This is a genomic window from Acinetobacter sp. RG5 (genome assembly GCF_031844265.1).
Classification (GTDB): Bacteria; Pseudomonadota; Gammaproteobacteria; order Pseudomonadales; family Moraxellaceae; genus Acinetobacter.
The window spans coordinates 116145-138445 of record NZ_JAUZUV010000007.1 but is presented as its reverse complement, the minus strand read 5'-3'; the positions used below and the strand labels follow the sequence as shown (position 1 = coordinate 138445).

The following is a 22301-nucleotide window of genomic DNA, read 5'->3' as shown; positions in this document are numbered from 1 at the left end:
TCAGATTATTTTTAAACTTATCAAATAAAACCCAACTCAATTAAACTTAACTAAGTTACTGTTTTATCAGAAGTTTTAATCTTCATCACCGCCGATGGATGTGCATTCTACAGTATTTCAGAGCCCTTGCAACACCTTTTTCAAGAAAATCATTTTGTATGTATATTTTTTAAGCTTTTCGTGTGTTTTCATTCATTTTTTATACAAATTTGCTTAAATGATGTCTATTCGTGAATATAACGTTTATTATTTTTATACTAATAAGTAGTGCTACTTACACAGAAAAGGCCTCAGGTTACCTTATGCATCGTTCTATTTACTTATCTATATGCTTATTTTCTTTAGCTTCAAGCGCACATGTTTTCGCCGAGGCGGCCACCAGTGTGGAAAATCTGGAAAACGAGCCTGCAAAAACGCCGCTTAGAACAAAAATCTCGACCAAAGCGCAACAATTACAAACGCAACTGAAAGTTGATGCCAGTGCAGCACAGGCTGAAGAAGTTAAAGATCCTTTTCAACCGTTAAATAGAAAGATCTATCAGTTTAATGATGCGATTGACCGCACCGTGGTACGTCCCATAGCCGTACAATATGTGGAAAAAGTTCCTCAAGATGTTCGTGGCAGCTATACCCAGTTCCGCAGTAACCTAGGTGAACCTTGGAATGTGGTGAATCAGCTGATTCAAGGTCGTCCTGCCCGCGCTGCTAAATCCCTAGGTCGTTTTACCATTAACACCTTAACAACTTTAGGACTGGCTGATCCAGCGCGTCGCCTGGGCTTGAGTCATGAAGAGGAAAAATTTGGAATTACCTTAGGTTATTATGGCGTGCCTTCTGGCCCTTATATCATGTTGCCATTTTTAGGTCCAAGTTCTGTCCGTGGCGTAATCGGTACTGCTGTAGATAGTCAAGCTCGTCCACAAAAATACATTCTCGAAGATGAAGATGGACTTTACTGGACTGATCAGTTTTGGCGTGCCATCGATACCCGTTCAGAAATACTGGACGTTGAAGGAGTGCTGACTGGCGATCGCTATGCGCAGATTCGCGATATTTATTTACAACGTACCAATTATGCAATTGCAGAAAAGAAAGGTACAGAACAAGATACGCTTTTCCTAGAAGATGATTTTGAAGATGACAATTCTGATGATGCACCTTCTAGTGATAGCAACATTGAATCTTCAAACGAAGATCTTTAAGTTTAAGCTTCATGTATGATTGCTAGTGAAAATCTGTTCGCTAGCAATACTTTGCTTGTTATAGTACATCTTATAGCCAATCCTGGGATTGAATCACTTTTTTATGTATTTCATTCAACCGACTCGTGATATTCCTTACTTAGATCAAGTACTTGATACGCTTCCTCATGTTCAGATGATCTATCTGGATGATCATGAACTGTATGACTCTACGATTATTGCGATTGCAGATGTACATGATTATCTGAAATATAAGTGGAATCTGCCTACGATTGTACTGGCCTTAGAAAATGAAGGTACTGCTTTGGCTCAGGCCTGGGAACAAGGTGCTTTAGCCGGCTGGATCTGGAACAAGCTTCCCGAGAATCCAGATCTGGCATTACAAAAAATTGATGCACAATATAAGCGTAACCAGGATAGCCGTGACCTGCCTTCTGCTGCAGAACTACAAAAAAAATTGTTACCGAATCCGATTGAACTGACCAATTACGAGGTCGAAACCTATTTTCAGCCTTCAGCCTATCTTTCAGGGGATTGGTATGATTATTGGAAAATCAGCGACAAAGAAGTGATTTTCTATTTGGCCGATGTATCCGGACATGGCGTCACCAGTAGTTTGCTCACGTCCTGGATGGCAGCTTTCCATGGTCGCTCCAAGACGCCGCGCGAGCTGATCAAGAAGCTGAACGGTATGCTGATGCAGGAAAATATTGAAAAGCACATCACCATGATTGCCGGGATTCTTAATCTGGAAACCCATGTATTAAAATGGTCCAGCGCTGGACATTATCCTCCACCGATTATATTTGAACCCAATCAAGAACCTAAAATCCTCTCTTCCAGCAGTTTCCCTTTGGGCTTAACCGAAGATCTTGAAGTTGAGGAAAATGAATGGGTATTAAGTCGCAATGCGCGCTTTATTATCTGTTCGGATGGCGCACTGGAACCTTTTGATGGTGGTTTAAATGAACAATTCTCGCAATTATTACACCATTTGCAGAATCAATCTTTTCAGGCTCCGGAACATGTGGCTGACGATATCGCCTTTTTAAGCTTTATCCGCGTAAATTAGCAGTATATTTACAGGCTTTATAAGCACTTAATTTGATTACTACTTTCAGCCACTTGAGTATCAATACACCCTATGGGATAATTTAATATCCTTCTCTGCAAATGGCATTTATATGTCAACAGGTCATGTTGAATATGCAAGTCTGAACGGAACGCATATTTTTAAGCTTATCGGCGAAGTGCGTGCCCAATCTTGTATTAGTCTAGACAAATTACTGAACAAAATTGAACAGCAAGACAACGTAGTTGGCGCTATCGTTGATCTCACCGAAACCAGTTTCATTGACAGTACCGTACTGGGTGTTTTAGCGAAACTAGGACTCAAACTCAAGCAAGTACACAATATTCAGGCTGTCATGCTTTCTACCAATTCTGACATTACCACTTTGGCCAACAGTATGGGATTGAGCCAGGTGTTTGTGATTCTGAATTATTGTGGTGATCCAAATGTCTGCACACGTGCGCTGATGGAAGAACATGTCACGCATCAAAATATGCTGAATACGGTTCTGGATGCGCATAAAACCTTGATGAAACTGAATCAAAGCAATCAGAACATGTTTGAACCTTTAGTCAAACAGCTACAGAAAGAGCAAGACAATTTAGATAAAATTTCCGAGCAAAAGGTATAACCATCTTATAAGAGGACCCTATGACTTTACTTTCTGTTGTACAAATGAATTCTCAAAATGAAATTGATGTCAATTTCGTGGAGATTGAATCTTTAATTCAACAAAGTAAGGCCAATGGTGCTGAACTGATTGTTTTCCCGGAAAACTTTGTCTGTTTTGCAGCAGGTAAACAGCGTGAAACTGCTGCACAATTTGAAGTGATTCAGCAGCGTCTGGAACAACTTGCCCATGAATATGACACCTGGATCGTTGCCGGTACATTACCCTGCCCTTATCGTCCGGATGGTTCAATCATTGAGGATGGCCGGGTGCGTACCGTTAGCCTGTGTATCAGTCCGGAACGGACCGAAGCACGTTATGACAAAATTCACCTGTTTGATGTGCAAGTCGGCGATGCTGTCGGTGGTTATCAGGAATCCAAGTTCTTTGAACCCGGCACAGATGTTGTCGTAGCCAAAACACCTTTTGGCAATATTGGGTTAATGGTCTGTTATGACCTGCGCTTTCCGGAACTGGCGTTAAATTTACGAGCCAAAGGTGCAAACCTCTTGACCGCTCCTTCTGCCTTTACCTATACCACAGGTGAAATGCACTGGCAGCTTCTTCTGCAAACACGTGCTCTAGATAGCCAATGCTCGGTGCTTGGTGCAGCTCAACAAGGCTGGCATGGAGAAAAACGCCAGACTTGGGGACATGCAGCCGCCACCAATAGTCGTGGACAACTTCTTAATATGATCCATGCAGAAGGTGCTCAACTCATCACCGTCGACTTTGATTTAAATGAACAGCAAAAAGTGCGTGAATCCATGCCTTTAATGCAACACCGTAGACTTCTTCAACTTTCCTGAATCGTTTCATTTGCTTGCATAAAATAACAAAATCCCTGCTTATTCTTCAGGTGAAATCACCGAGCATAGAAGCTCTACGAAAAATAAACAGGGATTTAACTCATGTCATTAGAAAAAGCCGTCTATACCGCACATGCCAAAGCCACAGGGGGCCGTGATGGCCGCGCCATTTCTGACGATCAGATTCTGGACGTCCAATTGGCCGTACCTAAAGAAATGGGGGGACCAGGCGGTGGAACCAATCCTGAACAGCTCTTTGCCGCAGGTTATTCCGCCTGTTTCTTGGGTGCAATGAAATTTGTTGCCAATCGTGACAAGCTCAATATCAGTAAAGATGCCTATATTGAAGGTGATGTTGGGATTGGTCCGATTCCTACCGGGTTCGGGATCGAAGTGACATTAAACATCCATCTTGAAGGCATGGATCAGGAAGAAGCAAAAAAACTGGTGGATGCTGCGCATATTGTCTGTCCATACTCAAATGCGACCCGTAATAATATTGATGTGAACTTAAACGTAATTACTTAATTTTTTTATTTAACAGCTATCCTGAAAAAATTTTCAGGATAGCTAGACTTCAATTATAAATTTCAAAATTTACCCGCTTCATCTTTTGTCAAAAGCTACTTCTCTTCCCCACTTGAAAACTGCAGCAAAAACTTAAGAAATTATATATAATGATTCTTATTTACATTTATTCGATTTATATTGATGTTAAAACTAGTTCTTCTGAATTCTCTCCTGCTCCTCACTGCTACAACCTCTTTTGCAGATCTTTATCTCTCAGAAAAAATCCGTCCGAAAATAAAATCTCTGCTCAATACTGAAATTGAACGCCTACCCATTCCTGCAACACCCAACAATATGATTCTGCCTGAATTTGGTAAAGGGATTATTGGCTGGGGAGCTGGCCCCAAAGATGCTGAAGCCCGTTTTCTCAATATTACTCAGGCAGATGTTGAAACAATGAAACAGGAAGGACTGAGTTTAGCAATGGCACAAGCCTGGCAGAACTTTTATGAAAATGAAACTCTGCGTAATCCGGGAAATCCGACTGCACCTTTTCGTGCACAACTCATGAAAAAAATCGTCAGTCTCTGGTAAATATCCAAAAGTCCTGACGATCATTATGATAAAGCGAGCAGATTAAAAAATTATTCTACTGCTTCGTTGGTTACTCGCAATACTTCTTCAATCGTGGTTTTTCCGGCCAATACTTTACGCAGACCATCATCACGAATGGAACCTGACTGCTGACGTACATAGCTTTCGATTTCATATTCAGCCGCATTGCCATGAATCAAACGGCGCATATGATCATCGACTGGGACAATTTCATAAATTGCAGTACGGCCACTAAAGCCAGTATTGCCACAACGTTCACAGCCTTGAGGTTGCGGTAATCTTAAATCTTGGGGATGCTCAATATTGCCAAATAGATTCTTCTCGAAAGCATCTGCCTCATGCCAGGTCGCGCAATGTGGACACAAGGTACGCACCAGACGTTGGGCAATTACCCCGATTAAAGAACTGGACAGCAGAAATGGTTCAATTCCCATATCTTTCAGGCGCGTAACCGCACCAATCGCGGTATTGGTGTGTAAGGTGGATAACACCAGATGTCCTGTCAGGGATGCCTGCACCGCAATTTCTGCGGTTTCCAGATCACGAATCTCACCAACCATGACCACATCCGGGTCCTGACGCAACATGGCTTTTAACGCACGGGCAAAAGTCATATCCACTTTGGTATTGACCTGCGTTTGTCCAATGCCTTCCAGTTGATATTCAATCGGATCTTCAGCCGTGAGGATGTTTTTAGAACCGTCATTCAGGTCAGAAAGTGCCGCATATAAGGTGGTGGTTTTACCCGAACCGGTCGGGCCAGTCACCAGAATAATCCCGTGCGGGCGATGCACTAAGGTCTTGAGTCGACCATAGTCATTATTCATCAAGCCCAAATGGGTCATGTTCAAACGGCCGGCCTGCTTGTCCAGCAAACGCATCACCACCCGCTCCCCATAAGAAGATGGCAAGGTGGATACACGGACATCGACTTCACGTCCGGCCAAGCGTAATGAAATACGGCCATCTTGAGGAATACGCTTTTCGGCAATATCCAGTTTGGCCATGACTTTAATCCGTGAAACCAGAAGCGGTGCCAGTTCACGGCGTGGCTGTACAATTTCGCGTAACTGGCCATCGACCCGTAAACGCACCGACAGTTTTTTCTCAAAAGATTCAATATGAATATCGGAAGCCCCGACACGAATCGCCTCTGAGAGCAATGCATTGATCAGCCGCACAATCGGCGCATCATCTTCCTGATCCATCAGGTCTTCAGCTTCAGGTACGGAATCAGCCAGGCTGAGTAAATCCGGATGATCTTCCAGACCGGCAGCGACCTGTTGCGATTCGCCGCTATCGCCGGCAAAACTGGAACTGAGTAACTGGTTAAATTCCTGTTCGCTACAGAGTTGAAAATGAGCCGGATAACCGAGCAGACGGCGAGCTTCCTGCAATGCAAGCATCGAGGTATTGTCACGACGCAGAATAAAGGCCTGATCTCCCTCATAACGCAACAGCACACCATGGCGCTTGGCGAAGCTATATGGGATTTGTAATTGTTTAAGTACTTGCATCGCGGATTATAATAATGATGAAAAAATTTAAATTGAGTGTACTCTAAGCATATGACAGCGTGAAGTATGTTTTCAAAGATTTAGCAAGAAAGGGTGCCAAGATTGCCGCGAGATAAAGATGAATTAATCCCGAATACAGCGAAAATGCGCTGGTGGGGAGAACAGAATTTTGAAATAAATCAGTCTAAAGCCTGGCAGTTTGGCTCCTTGCTGTTTCGGCTGACCCGAGGGATTCAGGAATGGCGACTGGAATATTTCCGCCCTTCTGTGCAATACGATTATGAACAGCAATGGCATCAGATTGATGATCCGAATTTTGCCTTTCCCCCACCTGTGAAAATTGAACGCTATATGTTCAAATCCACGCAAAACAAATTGCAACTGATGCCACGCCTTGCAGACCGTTCTGTGGTGATTAAACCAGTCGATCCGATTTATATTCCTGCCGGACAGCGCGGTACGCTTTATATCAGCACGCCCTTATGGATTGCCGGTTTTGTCGAGGGGCAGCGCGAACCGATTTTCGATTTGCCGGTAATCTTGCCAAAAGACACCTGGTTTGGACCCAATCACCGTTCGGGGGAAATCTGTTATGCCACCGCAGTCGATGGCAGAACCGAACTGAAACAGTTACATCCGCGAGCCTTTCGTGCAGTCACGCCGATTGAGTTTCACAATACCAGTAACCAGCAATTGCGCTTTGACCGAATGAATGTGCCAGTGCCTGCCCTGCCGCTTTTTTACAGTGAAAGTACCGGCCGCTTATGGACCTCACAAATCCGCGTTTTGCATGAAAGTTCGGATCGTCCACCACGGATTCGGGTCGAAAACCGCACACCACCAAATGCTGGTGAAGTGGCCTATCTGCATCCACCGCGCGATCCGGCAGGTGCGTTATTTAATATGTTTGATTCATTTTTCTAAGGGCGTCTGATGCCAAGTTCAAATATTCCGACCGAAGTCACCAACAGCCTGAAGGGAGTATTTACCAATATCAATACCGACCGTTTGACCGAAGTTCTGGTGGCGGTGGTGTTGTGCTTTATTGGTTTCCTGATCGCACGCTTTATTTCCAATACCTTTATTCGCACCATTGGTGTCCGTTTTAATGCCCATCAGAAACTGGTCTGGCGCCGCGGAATTTTCTATTTTATCTTCCTGCTGTTTGTGATGGCTAGTCTGAAAGAAGCCGGTTTTAAACTCAGTGTCTTCCTTGGCGCTGCAGGGATTTTAACGGTCGCACTGGGTTTTGCTTCGCAAACCTCAGCATCCAACCTGATCAGTGGTCTGTTCCTGATTGGTGAAGGTTCTTTTGAAGTCGGTGATACCATCCAGATTACCTTGATTCGTGGGCATACCATTGAAGGCGAAGTGATTTCGATTGATCTGCTCTCGGTTAAACTTTTGACCCAAGATAATATCTATGTGCGTTTACCGAATGAACAGCTAATTCGGGCACCGGTGCAGAACTTGTCGAAATTTCCGATACGGCGGATTCCGATTACATTGGCGATCAATTTCCATGAAAATATTATCAAGGTACGCGAAGTTCTGCTGGACGTTGCCAATAAATATCCACTGGTACTGGCCGACCCGAAACCTGCAGTCACCGTTACCGCTTTCCGTGAATCTTCGATTGAACTGCTGTTTGCAGTGTGGTGCCAACAGGAAAACTACCTGAAAGTTCGTGATGAAATGCAGGAACGGATTCGCAACGGCTTTGTCGATAACCAGATTGAAATTCCGGTGCCAAAAATGGGCTTTGTCGATCATCCACTTTCCCGTCCTTTGGAAAATGAAGAAATCGATCAATATGCCAATGAAAAGGCCCTCAAAAGAGAGCCTGATCTGAAATAACCCTTAGATTCCCTCTCCTTTTTAAAGGAGAGGGTTAGGGAGAGGATTCAAAGCTCCCTCTCCGGCATCGGCGCAATATAAGCAATCAGTAGCATCACCCCGCCCGCCAGCAAGAAGGAAATCACCCGGGTCAGGGTGCCAATATGTGACAGGTCAAATAGTACGAGCTTCAAGGTCACAATCACCAGAATACTGCCGCCTAAAATCCACATCAGTTTCAGTTTTTTGAGCGTTGCTGTCCACATGGTAATCCAGGCGAGTAATACCCAAAGTATGGTCAGACTAAGCTGAACCGTCGCATTGCTCCATAATGCCAGCTCATTAAACGGCGTCTGCAGGTACACATGTAAAGCTCTTAAAACAATATAACTGGAAAGCCATAACAGACTTAGTACCATTAAAACTGCGATCATGCCTTTATCACGTCCCACCTTGATTTGCTGTAACAGCATCCAGATAAAACTGGCAAACATGGCGATACTGATCAGGTCAAAAGGATTCAGAATCGGCAGCCAGTAATATTGAAAGGCTTGCTGGCTAAACAGCTGTGAACAAACCAGCCAAGTTGCCATCAGCAATAAACAGCTCTTGGTTTGCCAAAGCTGCTGCCAACCTGACTGCACATCCTGCCGATAGCACCACAGGCAGAATAATAAAGGTAAAATCACCATGCTCAGATAAGGCATGTTCGGGATCAGGCATAAACTTGCCAGAGCCAGACTGCTAAAAACGCCAAAGCTCATCCATTCTTTGGAGAGCTGCAAGCCAGCCAGCGGTCTAAGCCACAGAATGGCCAATAATATCGTTGAAAGTGCAGAAACCCCACGTTCCAGATCACTATTCCAGACAATCACCGCATTCTGACTGCGATCCAGAGTTAGAATCGCCGCAATGACCAGCAAGGGCGAGATGCCACTCCACTTCGGCAGTAACCATGACCACTCCTGATTTTTGCGCAGGATCATTTCATTGAACATTACATACCCCAGTGTGATGATAAATAAACTCAGCACATAGGCATGCTGACTCGGAAATTCATCTTCCAGCAAGGCAAATAGCATCAAACTGGCCGCGACACTTAGGCTGCTTAAAAAACTGACACTCAGACTATTCATCTGCTGCTGGTACTGCTTTTTAAGCTGACTGATGACCACGACTGCCACATAGCACAGACTCAAAATCCAGAAAATGATTCGCGGTGTTGGATTAATCTCGACCAGATAATACAGGCTGCTGAATCCGGCCATCAGCAATAAGCCCATGCTCAGATAGTGTGCTACCCGGACATTTTTTTCCAAGGCCCATAAATAAATCAGCACACCTTCAACTGCCCAGCCAATCACACTCCATTGTTCTGTCAATAAGATCGGGGGCACCAAGGCGAGAAAAATCAGCATCAGGCTCAGATAGCTCTGCGAAATGAGCAGGATAGTTTGTTTACGGCGCAGCAGTGTCCAGCAAGCGGCAAAGACCAGTGCAAAGAACAGGCTTAATCCAGCTTGCCAGAGTTTTTGATTGGGCTGATTAAAATGAATCAGATACAGAAAAATATATGCCGTGATCGGTGCAGCAAAAATCAGCGCTAAGTCCAATACCGGTTTTAACTGAAAACGTGAGAGATCCTGTCGTGCCAGCAACTGGCTAAAGCGGAAACCTAGCCAGATAAACAGCGCACTATGTGCCAGAATCAACGCAGTCATGGCATAACGCTCATATGTATAACCATGAATCAGGCTATATATCCCGCCAACGACCGCAGTCACTAAAAAGGCAATTTGATTGAGAATCTTCCATGGCCGGAAACTGCTCAGCACTGCCACCCCGATATTGATCAGCAAATAATAGCTAATCAGCTCAACGGCAGAAGCATCGCGGGTCGGTAAGGTAAACGGCGCCAGATAAGCAATCAGCAAAGCCATCAAAGCCAGTTCGATGCTTTCCTGTTTCAGGCTTAAATATAGAGTGATGGCCAGAATAATGAGAAATAGCAATGTTGCCAACGGTAACGTGGGAATCACCAGATTGTAATAGGCAAAAAATAAGGTCAGGAACAGACTGCCCAAACCCAGTCCTTCTAGTGCCAGAGCAAAACTCCGATTTTTCTGCATCAGGCGATAACCCAGCCCTGCTATACACCCACTCGCCAGTGCAACCAGGCCCAATTTTGCAGCCAGACTGAGTTGCCAGTGCTCAGTGGCAAAACGCAGCAGTAAAATAATCCCAATCACCAAAATACTAATCGCGACTTTTAAGACTGGATTCCCCTGGAAAAGCCAGCGCTGCAGTTGATCTACCAGATGAGGAGTGTCGTTTACCTCTTGGGCAGACTCAGTTTTCACGAATGGAACAGAATCGGATCGATCTGGTGATCGCTGTAAGGGATCGGCAGAATGAGATTGTGATTGCAACTGTATCAAACGTCCTTCCAGACGTTGCAGCCACCTGAGCAAAAAGAATACCCAGGCCGTAATCCCGATTCCCATCAACCAGTCCAGTTCAGCCAACCCGCCGACAATGGCAGTAATTGATGAGATATATAAAGGAACTTTAGAATTGCGCTCCAAGGACATCTGCTGCTGTCCGGCCAATTGATTCATCGGTGCTTCTACCGCAGTGACATATTGCATCACGCTAAAGATAAACCCCAAACCACACAGATAAGTTACAATCTGATAACCCAGATACCAGGCGCTGATCCCGGCTATCAGCAGGGTAATCAGCCAGATCATGCGCAACTCATTCCGTCCTACAGCCATTCTTATATTTCTCTTTCCTGAATCCTTCCATCATACAACAGCTTGTGCTGCTTATTTCATCTTCAGCCGATATTCGCTAAGCTGTAAACTCAGACTCGCCTCAGCGAGCGCGGTAAAAATCACGTACAATAGCGCTGTATTTTGAATAAGGAATTGATTACATGCCACCATTTGTCTTGGTCGATGGCTCTTACTTTTTATTTCGTGCCTTTCACGCACTGCCACCATTAACCACGTCAACCGGTTTACATACCAATGCAATTCGTGGTGCGATTTCTGCTATTCAAAAACTGATGCGCCGGACCCAACCGACCCATATGGCGGTAATTTTTGATACCCCAGAACCGACCTTCCGGCATGAGCTGTCACCGATTTATAAAGGTGATCGTCCCAGCATGCCAACGGAATTATCCGAACAGATTCCTTATCTGCATGCCTTGATCCGCGCTTTGGGCATTCCCCTACATACCTTACCGGGTGCCGAAGCCGATGACATTATCGGAACACTGGCCAAACGTGCCGAGGCGATGGGACATCAGGTACTGATCTCTACGGGCGATAAAGATATGGCACAACTGGTGACCGAAAAAGTTACCCTGGAAGACAGCTTTAAAGAAAAACCGCTGGATGTCGACGGCGTGTTTGAAAAGTTTGGCGTCTGGCCGAATCAGATTATTGACTATCTGACCCTGATGGGCGATGCATCAGATGGCATCATGGGCGTGCCAGGTGTAGGTGCCAAAACTGCAGCAAAACTGCTCACTGAATATGGCTCGATTGGTGGCATTTTAGAAAATGTCGACAAGATCAAAGGCAAAGTCGGTCAAAATATTAAAGAACATGTCGATGGCATTGTACTGGACCATCAACTGGCCAGTATTGTCATCGATCTGGATCTTAACTTTGGTTATGACGATTTAAAACTGGGTGAGCCGAATGTCGAGACCTTACGTCATTTGTACACCGAGCTGGAATTCCGTAACCAGCTGCAGTCCTTAGATCACCCGAACAACCCGAATAATTCAAATTACCAGCAGGCGGCAAAATCTATTAACGCCAAAGCGGTTACAGCACCAGAACCTCTGGAAGACCATGCGTCTGTAACCAGCAGTGATGACCAGCTAGGTCAAGCGACCTACCACACAGTATTAAGCCAGCAGGACTGGGACACACTGTTTGAGCGCCTAAGTACCGAAAAACGTTTTGCCTTTGATACCGAAACCACCAGTTTGGATTATCGTATTGCACAGATTGTCGGTTTCTCGGTCGCCTTCGATGCGCAGAATGCTTATTATGTTCCCTTGGCACATGATTATGAAGGCGCACCGGAGCAGCTGAATCGTGAAGTAATTCTGGCGCAGATCAAACCAATTCTGGAAGATGAGTCTGTAAAGAAAATTGGGCATCATCTAAAATATGATGCACATGTCCTGGAAAATCATGGCATTCATATGGCAGGCTGGTATTTCGACACCATGCTGGCTTCCTATGTCCTGAATTCTGTCGCAACCCGTCATGGCATGGATGATGTGGCCCGTCTGTATTTGAGTCATCTGACCACGACTTATGAACAAGTGGCCGGTAAAGGTGCTAAACAAAAGACCTTCAACCAGATTCCACTTGAAACTGCAGCACATTATGCCGCAGAAGATGCACATGTCACCTATCGCCTTTATGAAGTCTTGAGCAGCAAATTGCAGGCACACCCTGAACTGGTGAATATTCTGCATAATATTGAAGTTCCGGTCGCACATGTACTGACGCAAATGGAAGAAAACGGCATCGAACTGGATCTTGCTTTTCTGGATCAGCTTGGGGGCGAATTTTCCAACACCATGCACAATCTGGAAAACCAGATCATGGAAATTGCCGGTGAAAGCTTTAATGTCAGCTCACCTAAACAGGTCGGTGAAGTTCTGTTTGAAAAGCTGGGGCTAAAAGGCGGTAAAAAAACCACCACCGGACAATACAGTACCAGTGAAAGTGTACTGGAAAAAATTGAACATCCGATTGCCCAGCTAATTCTGGAATATCGTGGTTTGTCCAAGCTGAAAAGTACCTATACCGATGGCTTATGCAAACAGGCCAATCCTGATACCCATCGTGTGCATACCAGTTATCATCAGGCACTGACTGCAACTGGCCGTTTATCATCGACTGATCCAAACCTGCAGAACATTCCGATTCGTGCCGAAATTGGCCGTCAAATCCGTAAGGCTTTTGTGGCACCTGAAGGCCGTGTCTTGCTGGCAGCCGATTACTCACAAATTGAATTGCGTCTCATGGCACATTTATCTCAGGATGAAGCCCTGCTGGATGCCTTTATTCATGGTCAGGATGTACACCGCCGTACTGCTGCGGAAGTTTTGGGCATTCCGTTGGAAGAAGTGACCAATGACCAGCGCCGTCAGGCCAAGGCCGTCAACTTCGGCCTACTTTACGGTATGTCCGAGTTTGGTCTGATCCGTCAGTTGGGCTTTACCCGTCAGGAATCACAGGATTATATCAAGCAGTATTTCCATCGTTATCCGGGCATTTATGACTATATGCAACGTACCCGTCAGGTCGCATTAGAACAGGGTTTTGTTGAAACCCTGCTCGGTCGCCGTTTATATACCCCAGATATTGATGCCCGTAATATGATGGTGCGTAAAGCGGCAGAGCGTGCTGCGATTAATGCTCCGCTACAAGGTTCGGCTGCGGATATCATTAAAATGGCGATGATTGAAGTCGACAAGATTTTGCCGAAAGATCAGGCCAAAATGCTGTTGCAAGTACATGATGAACTGGTATTTGAAGTGGATGAAGACATTGCCGATGAACTCGCACCTAAACTGGCAGAAGTGATGCAATCGGTATTGCAGATTTCTGTACCATTGGTGGTAGAAGTGGGTAAAGGCAAAAACTGGGATGAGGCGCATTAATGTGCCTTTAACCCCATCTTCCTTATAGGAGGTGAGGAATATATTCCGCAAGGGGATGGAGGGGATTTTAATTTATAATCCTCATCTACAGGCAGCGATATTAAAATCTTTTCTACTATCAAGTTTTGAACGCATATTTTTCTATTTTTAGGAAATCAGCAGCACTACTGGTTAAGAGCATCCAAGTTCCCTCTCCTCTCAGGAGAGGGTTAGGGAGAGGTTAAAATCCCATCTTCTTCTTGCACTTCGATTAAAACTTGTCAAGGTTTGGCAAGTTTAACAAATCCCTCCCAACCTCCCTTTTCTAAAGGGAGGAGCAAATAAAAAGGACGCCTCAGCGTCCTTTTCTTTTCATTCAGATTAAAAACCCGTTAACAATACAATTGCCACCTGGTTCATGATCATTTCAATCACAATCAAGGCCAGAATTGCCAGGATTGGAGACAGGTCAATCATGCCCATATTCGGCATAATCCGGCGGAAAGGTGCCAGCAATGGCTCGGCAAGTTCCTGAACTACTTCAATATAAGGTGAACGGGATTGGGTAAACATCACCACCCAGCTTAAAATAATGGTAGCGAAAATCAAGTAACGACAGAAACGGATCAAATCCTGCATCATGGTGACAAAAGTCAGAATGAGCAAATGCACAGGACCATTCGGCATGCCACCAGACAGATACATCATGCCGAAAATTTTCAGCAAATACAGCACCACCAAAAGTGCCAGTGCCGCAGTATTAACCCGCCCTTTGCCCATCGTAGGGAAAATACGCCCGAATACATCTACAATTTTGGTCGCTTTGACGGTAGACAGAACGACGGGATTGTAAGGACTTACCGCAGCCAATTGCATTAAAAAGCGGAAGAATACGAGCAAAATCGCGACGTTAATGATAATGCCAAAAATTAGCGCAGAATTTGCACCCATACTTGAACTTTCCTAAAAATTAAACTGAAGATTTGCTGCTTTCACTGAGCTCTTGAGCTAGTTCCTGACTGCGTTTTTGCGCAGCAGCAAGTGCTGCCTGAATATTCTGAGAAATTTGCGCGCGGTCGAACACCTCTAGTGCTGCCTGAGTCGTTCCATTTGGAGAGGTAACGTTTTTACGTAGCTCAGCCGGTGTATTTGAACTGGTGATGGCCATTTGTGCCGCCCCCAAAGCCGTTTGCAAAGTGAGTGCTGTCGCTACTTTTTCATCCAGACCTAAATTTTTACCCGCACGAATCATACTTTCCATCATATAGAAAAAGTAAGCTGGACCCGAACCCGAGACGGCAGTGACTGCATCAATTTGTGCTTCTGAGTCGACCCAAATGGTCAGTCCGGTCGATGCCAGAACCTGACTGGATAGTTCACGATCACTCGTTTCCACAGATGCATTGGCATATAAACCATGTGCCCCAGTCTGTACCAGTGCTGGCGTGTTCGGCATGACCCGTACAATACGCTCAGTCCCTAATAATGCTGACAATGTGGCAATTTCTGCACCAGCAACAATGGAAATAATCAGCTTATTATTAACCAGACCTTTTAAGGGTTGCAGCACTTGAGCCAAAACCTGAGGTTTTACCGCCAATACGACGATATCTGCATCCTGAATTGCAGCACTATTCTCCCCGGTCACATTAATTTCTTTTTCCGCCAATAAAGCACGGACTTTTTCGATCGGATCAGAAACTGTAATACGTGTTGCTGGCAAACCACGTGAAATCAGACCGCCAATTAAGGCTTGGGCCATATTACCGCCACCAATAAAACAGATATTACAATTTAAAGCTGCACTCATGTTCAATGCTCATCGTTGAGTTCTAAAGTTGAAAAAACCGAAATCGGCAGCCATCCGCCTGCTTCACAATATGCAGATTGGGCCAACCAAAATCCTTTAGGGGTAAACACGCCTAGCATAACATTATCTGTGCTTAATATTTGAATAGTATGCCGAGCCCAGGGAAATATTTGCGCTTCCTGAATGGCTTTTTTCAGCGGCCAGGTACCGACACGGCCATATAAATGAATTTTTTCGCCACCCTGCCGCTGCTGCAAATGCAAAGTTTGCTGCAACAATGCAGGAGATAAACCGAGCTGTGCAGGCGCGATGATAAATTTCCCTGACAAAACCTGTACGCTGTCTTTTAAAGCAAATTTTATAGTTTTCGGGCTAGTTTGAACTTGTTGCTGATCAGCTAAATAAGTCTCTGCGGTCAGACGATATAATTGCTGCTGATAGCGTACATAGTAAAAGCCTTGCCAATGCAATGCCGCCTGAGCATCTTGTTTGGCATAAATCACTTCGCGTTGCAAACGCTCCACCATATCTAAGGATGGACGATACTGTTCTTTACCTTTCATCCAGGCAGAGAGTAATTGACGTTGTCGTGATTTTGAAAGCTGTAGAAATTTACCAAGGTCGAGCTGCGTTTCAGTTCCACAAGATGCTAAATCCTGTTGCAGCACTTCTTGTAAAATGTCTTGAGCATCCTGCATTAACTCACTGGTTCGCACCAAGGCAGCTTGCATTTTAGGGTAACGTTGGCTTAATAGCGGCCACAGGGTCTGGCGTGCCCAGGCCCGGTCATAATGGGTATCAGCATTGGTCGGATCTTCAATATTCTGAACATTCAGGTCTGATGCCCATTGGCAAATCTGCTCACGGGAAATATCCAGCAACGGCCGCCAAATCGTGAAATTTTCACGTATATCCAGCTGTTTCATTGCAGCCAAACCATCCACGCCTGTGCCAGACAATAAACGCAACATCAGGGTTTCCGCCTGATCCTGCTGATGATGCGCTAACACCAAAATTTCATCCGCTTGCAAATGTTGCAGATAGGCCTGATAACGTGAATTGCGCGCTTGCTGTTCCAGATTGCCACTGGCGACATTGACGGGCTGGATGATGCAGGGAATATTCAGTTGCTGACATTGATGTGCAACGAACTTGCCCCAATCTGCGCTGAGTGCTTGTAACTGATGATCGATATAAATCGCCCGAACTTTTTCCGGGCATAAAAAAAACATCAGATGCAGCAACAGCATAGAATCTACGCCGCCACTGCATCCGATGAGAAATTTTGTCTCTGCAGGAAAATCCTGCAGCTGTTTTAAGAAACCAGACCTAAATTGTCGCTGCCAAACTTCATCAAACGTTGGTAACGTGCTTCGCATCGTGCTTGCGCTTCCATTGGTTGCAGTTCATTCAAAGCTTCTTTCAGCACTGCTTTCAAGCTGTTCATGACCTGATCCGAGTTTAAATGAGCACCCTCACCTTCATCCACCACATATTCTACAATACCCATTTTCTGCAATTTTTCTGCAGTCAGAGCCAAGGCTTCACTGGCCTGTTCAGCTTTTTCAGCAGTTTTCCAAAGAATTGAGGCACAGCCTTCCGGTGAAATGACCGAATAAATACTGTGAGAGAGCATCACCACACGGTCTGCTACCCCAATACCCAGCGCACCACCTGAACCGCCTTCACCCAGTACAGTTGCAATTACCGGTACTTTCAAATTGGAAAGCTGAGCCAGACTGGTGGCAATTGCTTCAGCCTGACCACGTTCTTCTGCACCGACACCCGGATAAGCACCCATGGTGTCAATAAAGGTAAAGACTGGAAGATTGAAACGCTCGGCCATATCTAGCAGACGCTGTGCCTTACGATAACCTTCCGGGTTACTCATGCCAAAATTATGCTGTAATTTTTCACGGGTACTACGACCACGATGCTGACCAACGATCATCACCGGTTGACCATCAAAACGAGCCAAGCCACCAATCATCGCGCCATCATCACCATATAGGCGGTCACCATGTAAAGCATCAAATTCAGTGAATATTTCACCCACATAGTCCAGGAATTGTGGACGTTCTGGATGACGTGCAATCTGCACTGTCGCCCATGCTTTTGATGGAGTTGCTTTATTTTTCATAGGTTAACCGTTTTCATCCCTATAAAGGTATTAATTAACAAACTGTTCGGATTGAATCGAGAGTTCAATCTCCCAATTTTTAAATTGCTGCTGTTCATCGTGCAGTTCAGCGACCAGCAATGGCCATTGCTTGGCATCACCAGACACGCTGAGTTGCCATTGTTGCGCATTTTCAACCTTGAGTTCAATGGCAGGAAGCATCTCATCGCTACGACTGTGATTGACCAAAACCGACAGACGAAGCAGCAAACATAAGCATAAAAGTTTAGATCCACCGACTTTCATCACATCATGCTTGGCATCAGCGCGCAATTTACGCCGATGGTGCGCGACCAAATGTGACAAATGATTTTGATCAACTTGCGAGAAACCGGCAATATCCGAGTGTTGTAATAAATACGCGCCATGACGATGATAGCCACTGTGACTTATGGCCAAACCAATCTCATGCAGATAGGCAGCACGACGTAACAGGTCACTATCTTCAACACTTAAACCGAGTTCACTGGCCACGTCATTAAACAGTTTCTGTGCGGTCTGAACCACACGCTCAGCCTGCTTAGCATCGGCATTATATCGACCAATCAAGGCATGTACGGAACGATCACGGATATCTTCATGCTTGAAACGGCCAAGCAAGTCATACATCACGCCTTCACGTAGCGCACCATCGGAATAGACCAAATGATCAATTCCCAATACATCAAAAACGGCATAGAGAATGGCAATACCAGCAGGTAAGACGGCACGACGATCATCTTTCAGACCTTCGAATTCCATGTCCGAGACATATTTATATTTCAGCAGTTTATCTTTGAGCTTTTCCAGGCCTTCACGCGTCAACTGTTCGCGATCATTGCTCCAGCCCATATTGACGCAAATCTGGCGGCAGGCTTTAATGGTGCCACTCGAGCCAACGACAGCATCCCAACCGGCTTCTTTATAAGTATTGGCAATTCCCGAAATTTCTTTACGTGCCGCAGTAACTGCTTTATCAAAGGCTTTGGCACTGATTTCGCCATCCTGAAAATAGGCCTTGGTAAACGCTACACAGCCCATTTGTACCGATTCGGTATGAATCGGCTCGAATTCTTCACCGATAATCAGCTCAGTTGAACCGCCACCGATATCAACTACCAGACGACGACCGCTGTTGGCCATGGTATGCGATACACCCAAATAAATCAGACGGGCTTCTTCACGACCGGCGATAATTTCGATCGGTTTCGGTAAAATTTCTGCAGCTTTCTGGATAAATTCATGGCCGTTTTTGGCTTGACGCAAAGCATTTGTCGCCACGATCCGCAAGCGGTTTGGCTGAACTGCGCCTAAACGTCCGACAAAACGGGCCAGACAGGCCAAACCGCGTTGCTGGGCGGCTTCGGTTAAATTCTTATTTTCGTCTAGTCCTGCGGCAAGCTGAACTTTTTCTGACATTGATGCCACTTTCTTCACTTCGCCATGGTCTACACGGGCGATGGCCAAATGAAAGCTGTTTGATCCCATATCGATGGCGGCAAGTAATTCTTCATCAATCAAAAAGTCAGACATTCCAGAAATAAACCTTTAACGAATTGTGCTTAGAGTAATTCACATGCATGCAATTTAAAAGCCATTTGTAGCGACAATTTAATGCCTCATTCTTTTTTGTATCGGGAATAATAGTGAGACACGATCATCACTATCGTGATCATCCATTAGACAAAATAACATTAAGCATTGAAAATTTACAGATTCCCCTACATTGTTAAAGATGGCTATGTAATACTAATAATTAGTTATCTTTAAAATATTAATCTGGAGCACATTCCATGTCTGGCAACATCATAAACACTACTGACGCAAACTTCGAAGCAGACGTTCTTCAATCAGACGTTCCTGTACTGGTGGACTTTTGGGCAGGCTGGTGTGCACCATGTAAAGCAATTGCACCCGTACTTGAAGTGCTTGCTGATGAATACCAAGGTAAAGTTAAAATCGTGAAAGTTGACGTAACTTCTTGCGAACAAACTGCTGTGAATTTCAACATCCGTAACATCCCGGCTTTGTTGATGTTCAAAAATGGTGAAGTTGTTGCGACTCAAGTCGGTGCTGCACCAAAATCTAAACTGACAGCATTTATTGATGACAATATCTAAGCACAGCATTTTTAGTAAAAAATACGCGACTCATTCTCGCGTATTTTTTTCGGCTATAAATTGACAAACCTAGCATTTTCTCTTATATTCGCTACTCAAGAGATAAAGGATCCTAAATCCTGTCAATTTCTTACAAGACACATTACATAAGATGCCGCTCGGCAATAGAAATTGTTTTCCACATTTTCCTTTGAAACACTCAAACAGATCTCTGAATTGTTCTTTTGCAAATTCAATTGCTTTCGTTTGAATGCTGGTATGCGGCCGAATGTTACTCCCTTTCTAACCTGTACCTCAGAACTTTGATTCTATCTGACCACCTATGAATTTAACCGAACTCAAGAAAAAACCGATTGGCGAACTCATCAAGATTGCCGAGTTTATGGGCCTCGAAGGTATGGCTCGTAACCGTAAGCAAGACATTATTTTTGCCATCTTAAAACGTCATGCAATGAATGGCGAAGAGATTTTTGGTGATGGCGTTCTAGAAATTTTGTCAGATGGTTTTGGCTTTTTACGCTCAGCCGCAGGTTCTTATTTAGCAGGTCCTGACGATATCTATGTCAGCCCTTCTCAAATTCGTCGTTTTAACCTCCGTACTGGCGACACCATTACTGGCACCATTCGCCCGCCGAAAGAAGGCGAACGTTATTTTGCTTTACTTAAAGTCAATCAGATTAACTACGACACACCTGAAAATTCACGTAACAAGATTCTGTTTGAAAACTTGACCCCATTATTCCCGACCGAACAGTTGGTGATGGAGTTAGGCAATGGTACCACTGAAGATTTAACCACCCGTGTGATCGACCTAGTGGCCCCGATTGGTAAAGGCCAGCGTTCAATTATTGTGGCTCCGCCGAAAGCGGGTAAAACCATGCTGCTGCAAAGCATTGCACAGTCCATCGTTCGCAATAATCCTGAAGTTATTCTGATCGTTCTCCTGATTGATGAACGTCCAGAAGAAGTGACCGAGATGGAACGTACGGTTCGCGGTGAAGTCGTGGCTTCTACCTTTGATGAATCTCCTGCACGTCACGTTCAAGTTGCTGAAATGGTGATTGAAAAAGCAAAACGTCTGGTTGAGCACAAGAAAGATGTGGTGATTCTGCTTGACTCGATTACCCGTCTGGCACGTGCCTATAACACCGTGATCCCTTCATCAGGCAAAGTACTGACTGGTGGTGTGGATGCGCATGCCCTAGAACGTCCTAAACGTTTCTTTGGTGCTGCACGTAATATCGAAGAAGGTGGTTCACTAACCATCATTTCTACTGCCCTGATTGAAACCGGTAGTAAAATGGATGAAGTGATTTACGAAGAATTCAAAGGTACAGGTAACCAGGAAATTACCCTTGATCGTCGCATTGCAGAAAAGCGCGTATTCCCTGCGATGAACATCAAGAAATCTGGTACTCGCCGTGAAGAACGCCTGATGTCAGAAGACAATCTGCGTAAAGTCTGGATTCTGCGCAAGCTGTTGCATACTCAAGATGAGTTGGCGGCAATGGAATTCTTACTGGATCGCATGAAAGAAACCAAGACCAACGATGATTTCTTTGATCAGATGAAACGCAAAGCTTCAAATTAAAATTTCAAATGAAAGGTCACCTAAGCGGTGGCCTTTTTTAGGTTGACATAAATTACAGAATGAAACAATCAAGCCTGATTTATGTAAACTTATTTTTAAGTTTTTGATTAATAAAATATTCAGATTAAAAATTGTATAACTTTTAAGTGTTTAAAAAGCCTTTCTCCAATCTAAATGTTTCATTCCATTGTTATTTTCTGTTAAAAACTTCTTATTTTTTATCGTTTTTCCGTACTTTTTTGATCATTGCCAGTAGCAATTAAAAATGCGCAGTGATAGCATATTTGCAGACCAGTTAGACTGCTCCTGCGTTGTTAGTCCCTAACACAATTAGGAACAATAAAAGCACTTAACAGACTAACTTTGGTTTTTTTTAGTCTCAATTTTTAGAGAGTGATGCCATGTTATTCAAAAAAATCGCTATTGCTGCTGCAGTTGCTACTACTTTAGCTTTCGTTGGTTGTGCTAAAAAAGCTGACGACGCTGCTGCTGACGCTAACCAAGCTGCTTCTGAAGCTGTAGAAGCTGCTTCTGAAGCTGAAGCTGCTGCTGACGCTGCTGCTGTAGAAGCTACTGACGTTGAAGCTTCTTCTGAAGTTGCTGCTGAAGTTGACGCTGCATCTGAAGCTGAAGCTGCTGCTGCAGTTGCTACTGAAGCTGCTGCTGACGCTACTGCTGCTTCTGAAGCTGCTGCTCAATAATCTTTTAGAT

Annotated in this window: 19 protein-coding genes; 12 read left to right on the top strand and 7 right to left on the bottom strand. The window is 44.7% G+C overall.

The genetic code is table 11. From position 1 onward, the window contains the following. Window positions 1-302: 302 nt before the first annotated feature. The 6 genes from Q9R21_RS09085 to Q9R21_RS09060 all read left to right on the top strand — a co-directional run bounded on the left by Q9R21_RS09085 (window position 303) and on the right by Q9R21_RS09060 (window position 4857). Window positions 303-1202 carry a VacJ family lipoprotein gene (locus Q9R21_RS09085; protein WP_004278245.1) on the top strand — a complete coding sequence of 300 codons (900 nt, stop codon included), beginning with the start codon at window positions 303-305 and terminating at the stop codon, window positions 1200-1202. Window positions 1203-1305: 103 nt separating this feature from the next. After that, complete coding sequence (gene gigA / locus Q9R21_RS09080) at window positions 1306-2274, top strand: RsbU family protein phosphatase GigA (protein WP_004732911.1); 969 nt, start codon at window positions 1306-1308, stop codon at window positions 2272-2274. Window positions 2275-2386: 112 nt separating this feature from the next. Further along, on the top strand, window positions 2387-2905 hold the full coding sequence (gigB, locus tag Q9R21_RS09075; RefSeq protein ID WP_004647542.1) for an anti-anti-sigma factor GigB: 519 nt from the start codon (window positions 2387-2389) through the stop codon (window positions 2903-2905). 20 nt (window positions 2906-2925) lie between these two features. Next, a complete protein-coding gene (locus tag Q9R21_RS09070) occupies window positions 2926-3753 on the top strand; it encodes a carbon-nitrogen hydrolase family protein (RefSeq protein WP_005107790.1) in 828 nt (275 codons plus the stop codon). A gap of 102 nt (window positions 3754-3855) precedes the next feature. After that, window positions 3856-4281 carry an organic hydroperoxide resistance protein gene (locus Q9R21_RS09065; protein WP_004732917.1) on the top strand — a complete coding sequence of 142 codons (426 nt, stop codon included), beginning with the start codon at window positions 3856-3858 and terminating at the stop codon, window positions 4279-4281. Window positions 4282-4464: 183 nt separating this feature from the next. Next, on the top strand, window positions 4465-4857 hold the full coding sequence (locus Q9R21_RS09060; protein WP_005103334.1) for a DUF4951 domain-containing protein: 393 nt from the start codon (window positions 4465-4467) through the stop codon (window positions 4855-4857). A gap of 50 nt (window positions 4858-4907) precedes the next feature. Here the strand turns inward: Q9R21_RS09060 and gspE are convergent, their stop codons facing one another. Beyond that, window positions 4908-6395, bottom strand: coding sequence for a type II secretion system ATPase GspE (gene gspE, locus Q9R21_RS09055; protein WP_004278254.1), 1488 nt, complete (start codon window positions 6393-6395; stop codon window positions 4908-4910). 144 nt (window positions 6396-6539) lie between these two features. Between gspE and Q9R21_RS09050 the strand changes: the two genes are divergently transcribed. After that, on the top strand, window positions 6540-7319 hold the full coding sequence (locus tag Q9R21_RS09050; protein ID WP_086044916.1) for a hypothetical protein: 780 nt from the start codon (window positions 6540-6542) through the stop codon (window positions 7317-7319). Window positions 7320-7328: 9 nt separating this feature from the next. Further along, the gene (locus Q9R21_RS09045) at window positions 7329-8252 is read left to right on the top strand and encodes a mechanosensitive ion channel family protein (RefSeq protein WP_005250806.1); all 924 of its coding nucleotides are present in this window, start codon (window positions 7329-7331) and stop codon (window positions 8250-8252) included. A 47-nt stretch (window positions 8253-8299) separates the two neighbouring features. Here Q9R21_RS09045 and Q9R21_RS09040 read toward each other — a convergent pair whose 3' ends face one another. Beyond that, window positions 8300-11008 (bottom strand): DUF2339 domain-containing protein, encoded by a 2709-nt coding sequence (locus Q9R21_RS09040; RefSeq protein WP_311204295.1) that lies wholly within the window; start codon window positions 11006-11008, stop codon window positions 8300-8302. A gap of 161 nt (window positions 11009-11169) precedes the next feature. On the opposite strand from Q9R21_RS09040, the gene polA reads away from it, so the two are divergent. After that, window positions 11170-13932, top strand: coding sequence for a DNA polymerase I (gene polA, locus Q9R21_RS09035; RefSeq protein ID WP_311204294.1), 2763 nt, complete (start codon window positions 11170-11172; stop codon window positions 13930-13932). A gap of 360 nt (window positions 13933-14292) precedes the next feature. Here the strand turns inward: polA and Q9R21_RS09030 are convergent, their stop codons facing one another. Genes Q9R21_RS09030 through ppx form a run of 5 tightly spaced genes read right to left on the bottom strand, consistent with a single transcriptional unit; the run spans window position 14293 to window position 19412 of the window. Beyond that, window positions 14293-14862, bottom strand: a complete 570-nt coding sequence (locus Q9R21_RS09030) for a YggT family protein (RefSeq protein WP_064094707.1) — start codon at window positions 14860-14862, stop codon at window positions 14293-14295. 19 nt (window positions 14863-14881) lie between these two features. Further along, window positions 14882-15721 carry a pyrroline-5-carboxylate reductase gene (proC, locus tag Q9R21_RS09025; protein ID WP_404976586.1) on the bottom strand — a complete coding sequence of 280 codons (840 nt, stop codon included), beginning with the start codon at window positions 15719-15721 and terminating at the stop codon, window positions 14882-14884. A gap of 2 nt (window positions 15722-15723) precedes the next feature. Next, window positions 15724-17100, bottom strand: coding sequence for a tRNA lysidine(34) synthetase TilS (gene tilS, locus Q9R21_RS09020; protein WP_311204292.1), 1377 nt, complete (start codon window positions 17098-17100; stop codon window positions 15724-15726). Next, window positions 17037-17861 (bottom strand): acetyl-CoA carboxylase carboxyltransferase subunit alpha, encoded by an 825-nt coding sequence (locus Q9R21_RS09015; RefSeq protein ID WP_219308510.1) that lies wholly within the window; start codon window positions 17859-17861, stop codon window positions 17037-17039. Before Q9R21_RS09015 ends, tilS begins: the two co-directional genes overlap by 64 nt. A gap of 30 nt (window positions 17862-17891) precedes the next feature. Further along, window positions 17892-19412, bottom strand: coding sequence for an exopolyphosphatase (ppx, locus tag Q9R21_RS09010; RefSeq protein ID WP_311204291.1), 1521 nt, complete (start codon window positions 19410-19412; stop codon window positions 17892-17894). 260 nt (window positions 19413-19672) lie between these two features. On the opposite strand from ppx, the gene trxA reads away from it, so the two are divergent. The 3 genes from trxA to Q9R21_RS08995 all read left to right on the top strand — a co-directional run bounded on the left by trxA (window position 19673) and on the right by Q9R21_RS08995 (window position 22291). Beyond that, on the top strand, window positions 19673-19999 hold the full coding sequence (gene trxA / locus Q9R21_RS09005) for a thioredoxin (protein WP_005250793.1): 327 nt from the start codon (window positions 19673-19675) through the stop codon (window positions 19997-19999). Between the two features lie 322 nt (window positions 20000-20321). Then, window positions 20322-21590: a transcription termination factor Rho gene (rho, locus tag Q9R21_RS09000; RefSeq protein ID WP_004278267.1), complete on the top strand. Its 1269-nt coding sequence runs from the start codon at window positions 20322-20324 to the stop codon at window positions 21588-21590. Window positions 21591-21991: 401 nt separating this feature from the next. Beyond that, window positions 21992-22291 (top strand): hypothetical protein, encoded by a 300-nt coding sequence (locus Q9R21_RS08995; RefSeq protein WP_071852242.1) that lies wholly within the window; start codon window positions 21992-21994, stop codon window positions 22289-22291. Window positions 22292-22301: the final 10 nt, after the last annotated feature.

Coding starts and splice junctions, on each gene's coding strand:
- Q9R21_RS09085 (WP_004278245.1), top strand. CDS start 303: ATGCATCGTTCTATTTACTTATCTATATGCTTATTTTCTTTAGCTTCA.
- gigA (WP_004732911.1), top strand. CDS start 1,306: ATGTATTTCATTCAACCGACTCGTGATATTCCTTACTTAGATCAAGTA.
- gigB (WP_004647542.1), top strand. CDS start 2,387: ATGTCAACAGGTCATGTTGAATATGCAAGTCTGAACGGAACGCATATT.
- Q9R21_RS09070 (WP_005107790.1), top strand. CDS start 2,926: ATGACTTTACTTTCTGTTGTACAAATGAATTCTCAAAATGAAATTGAT.
- Q9R21_RS09065 (WP_004732917.1), top strand. CDS start 3,856: ATGTCATTAGAAAAAGCCGTCTATACCGCACATGCCAAAGCCACAGGG.
- Q9R21_RS09060 (WP_005103334.1), top strand. CDS start 4,465: ATGTTAAAACTAGTTCTTCTGAATTCTCTCCTGCTCCTCACTGCTACA.
- gspE (WP_004278254.1), bottom strand. CDS start 6,395: ATGCAAGTACTTAAACAATTACAAATCCCATATAGCTTCGCCAAGCGC.
- Q9R21_RS09050 (WP_086044916.1), top strand. CDS start 6,540: ATGCGCTGGTGGGGAGAACAGAATTTTGAAATAAATCAGTCTAAAGCC.
- Q9R21_RS09045 (WP_005250806.1), top strand. CDS start 7,329: ATGCCAAGTTCAAATATTCCGACCGAAGTCACCAACAGCCTGAAGGGA.
- Q9R21_RS09040 (WP_311204295.1), bottom strand. CDS start 11,008: ATGGCTGTAGGACGGAATGAGTTGCGCATGATCTGGCTGATTACCCTG.
- polA (WP_311204294.1), top strand. CDS start 11,170: ATGCCACCATTTGTCTTGGTCGATGGCTCTTACTTTTTATTTCGTGCC.
- Q9R21_RS09030 (WP_064094707.1), bottom strand. CDS start 14,862: ATGGGTGCAAATTCTGCGCTAATTTTTGGCATTATCATTAACGTCGCG.
- proC (WP_404976586.1), bottom strand. CDS start 15,721: ATGAGTGCAGCTTTAAATTGTAATATCTGTTTTATTGGTGGCGGTAAT.
- tilS (WP_311204292.1), bottom strand. CDS start 17,100: ATGCGAAGCACGTTACCAACGTTTGATGAAGTTTGGCAGCGACAATTT.
- Q9R21_RS09015 (WP_219308510.1), bottom strand. CDS start 17,861: ATGAAAAATAAAGCAACTCCATCAAAAGCATGGGCGACAGTGCAGATT.
- ppx (WP_311204291.1), bottom strand. CDS start 19,412: ATGTCTGACTTTTTGATTGATGAAGAATTACTTGCCGCCATCGATATG.
- trxA (WP_005250793.1), top strand. CDS start 19,673: ATGTCTGGCAACATCATAAACACTACTGACGCAAACTTCGAAGCAGAC.
- rho (WP_004278267.1), top strand. CDS start 20,322: ATGAATTTAACCGAACTCAAGAAAAAACCGATTGGCGAACTCATCAAG.
- Q9R21_RS08995 (WP_071852242.1), top strand. CDS start 21,992: ATGTTATTCAAAAAAATCGCTATTGCTGCTGCAGTTGCTACTACTTTA.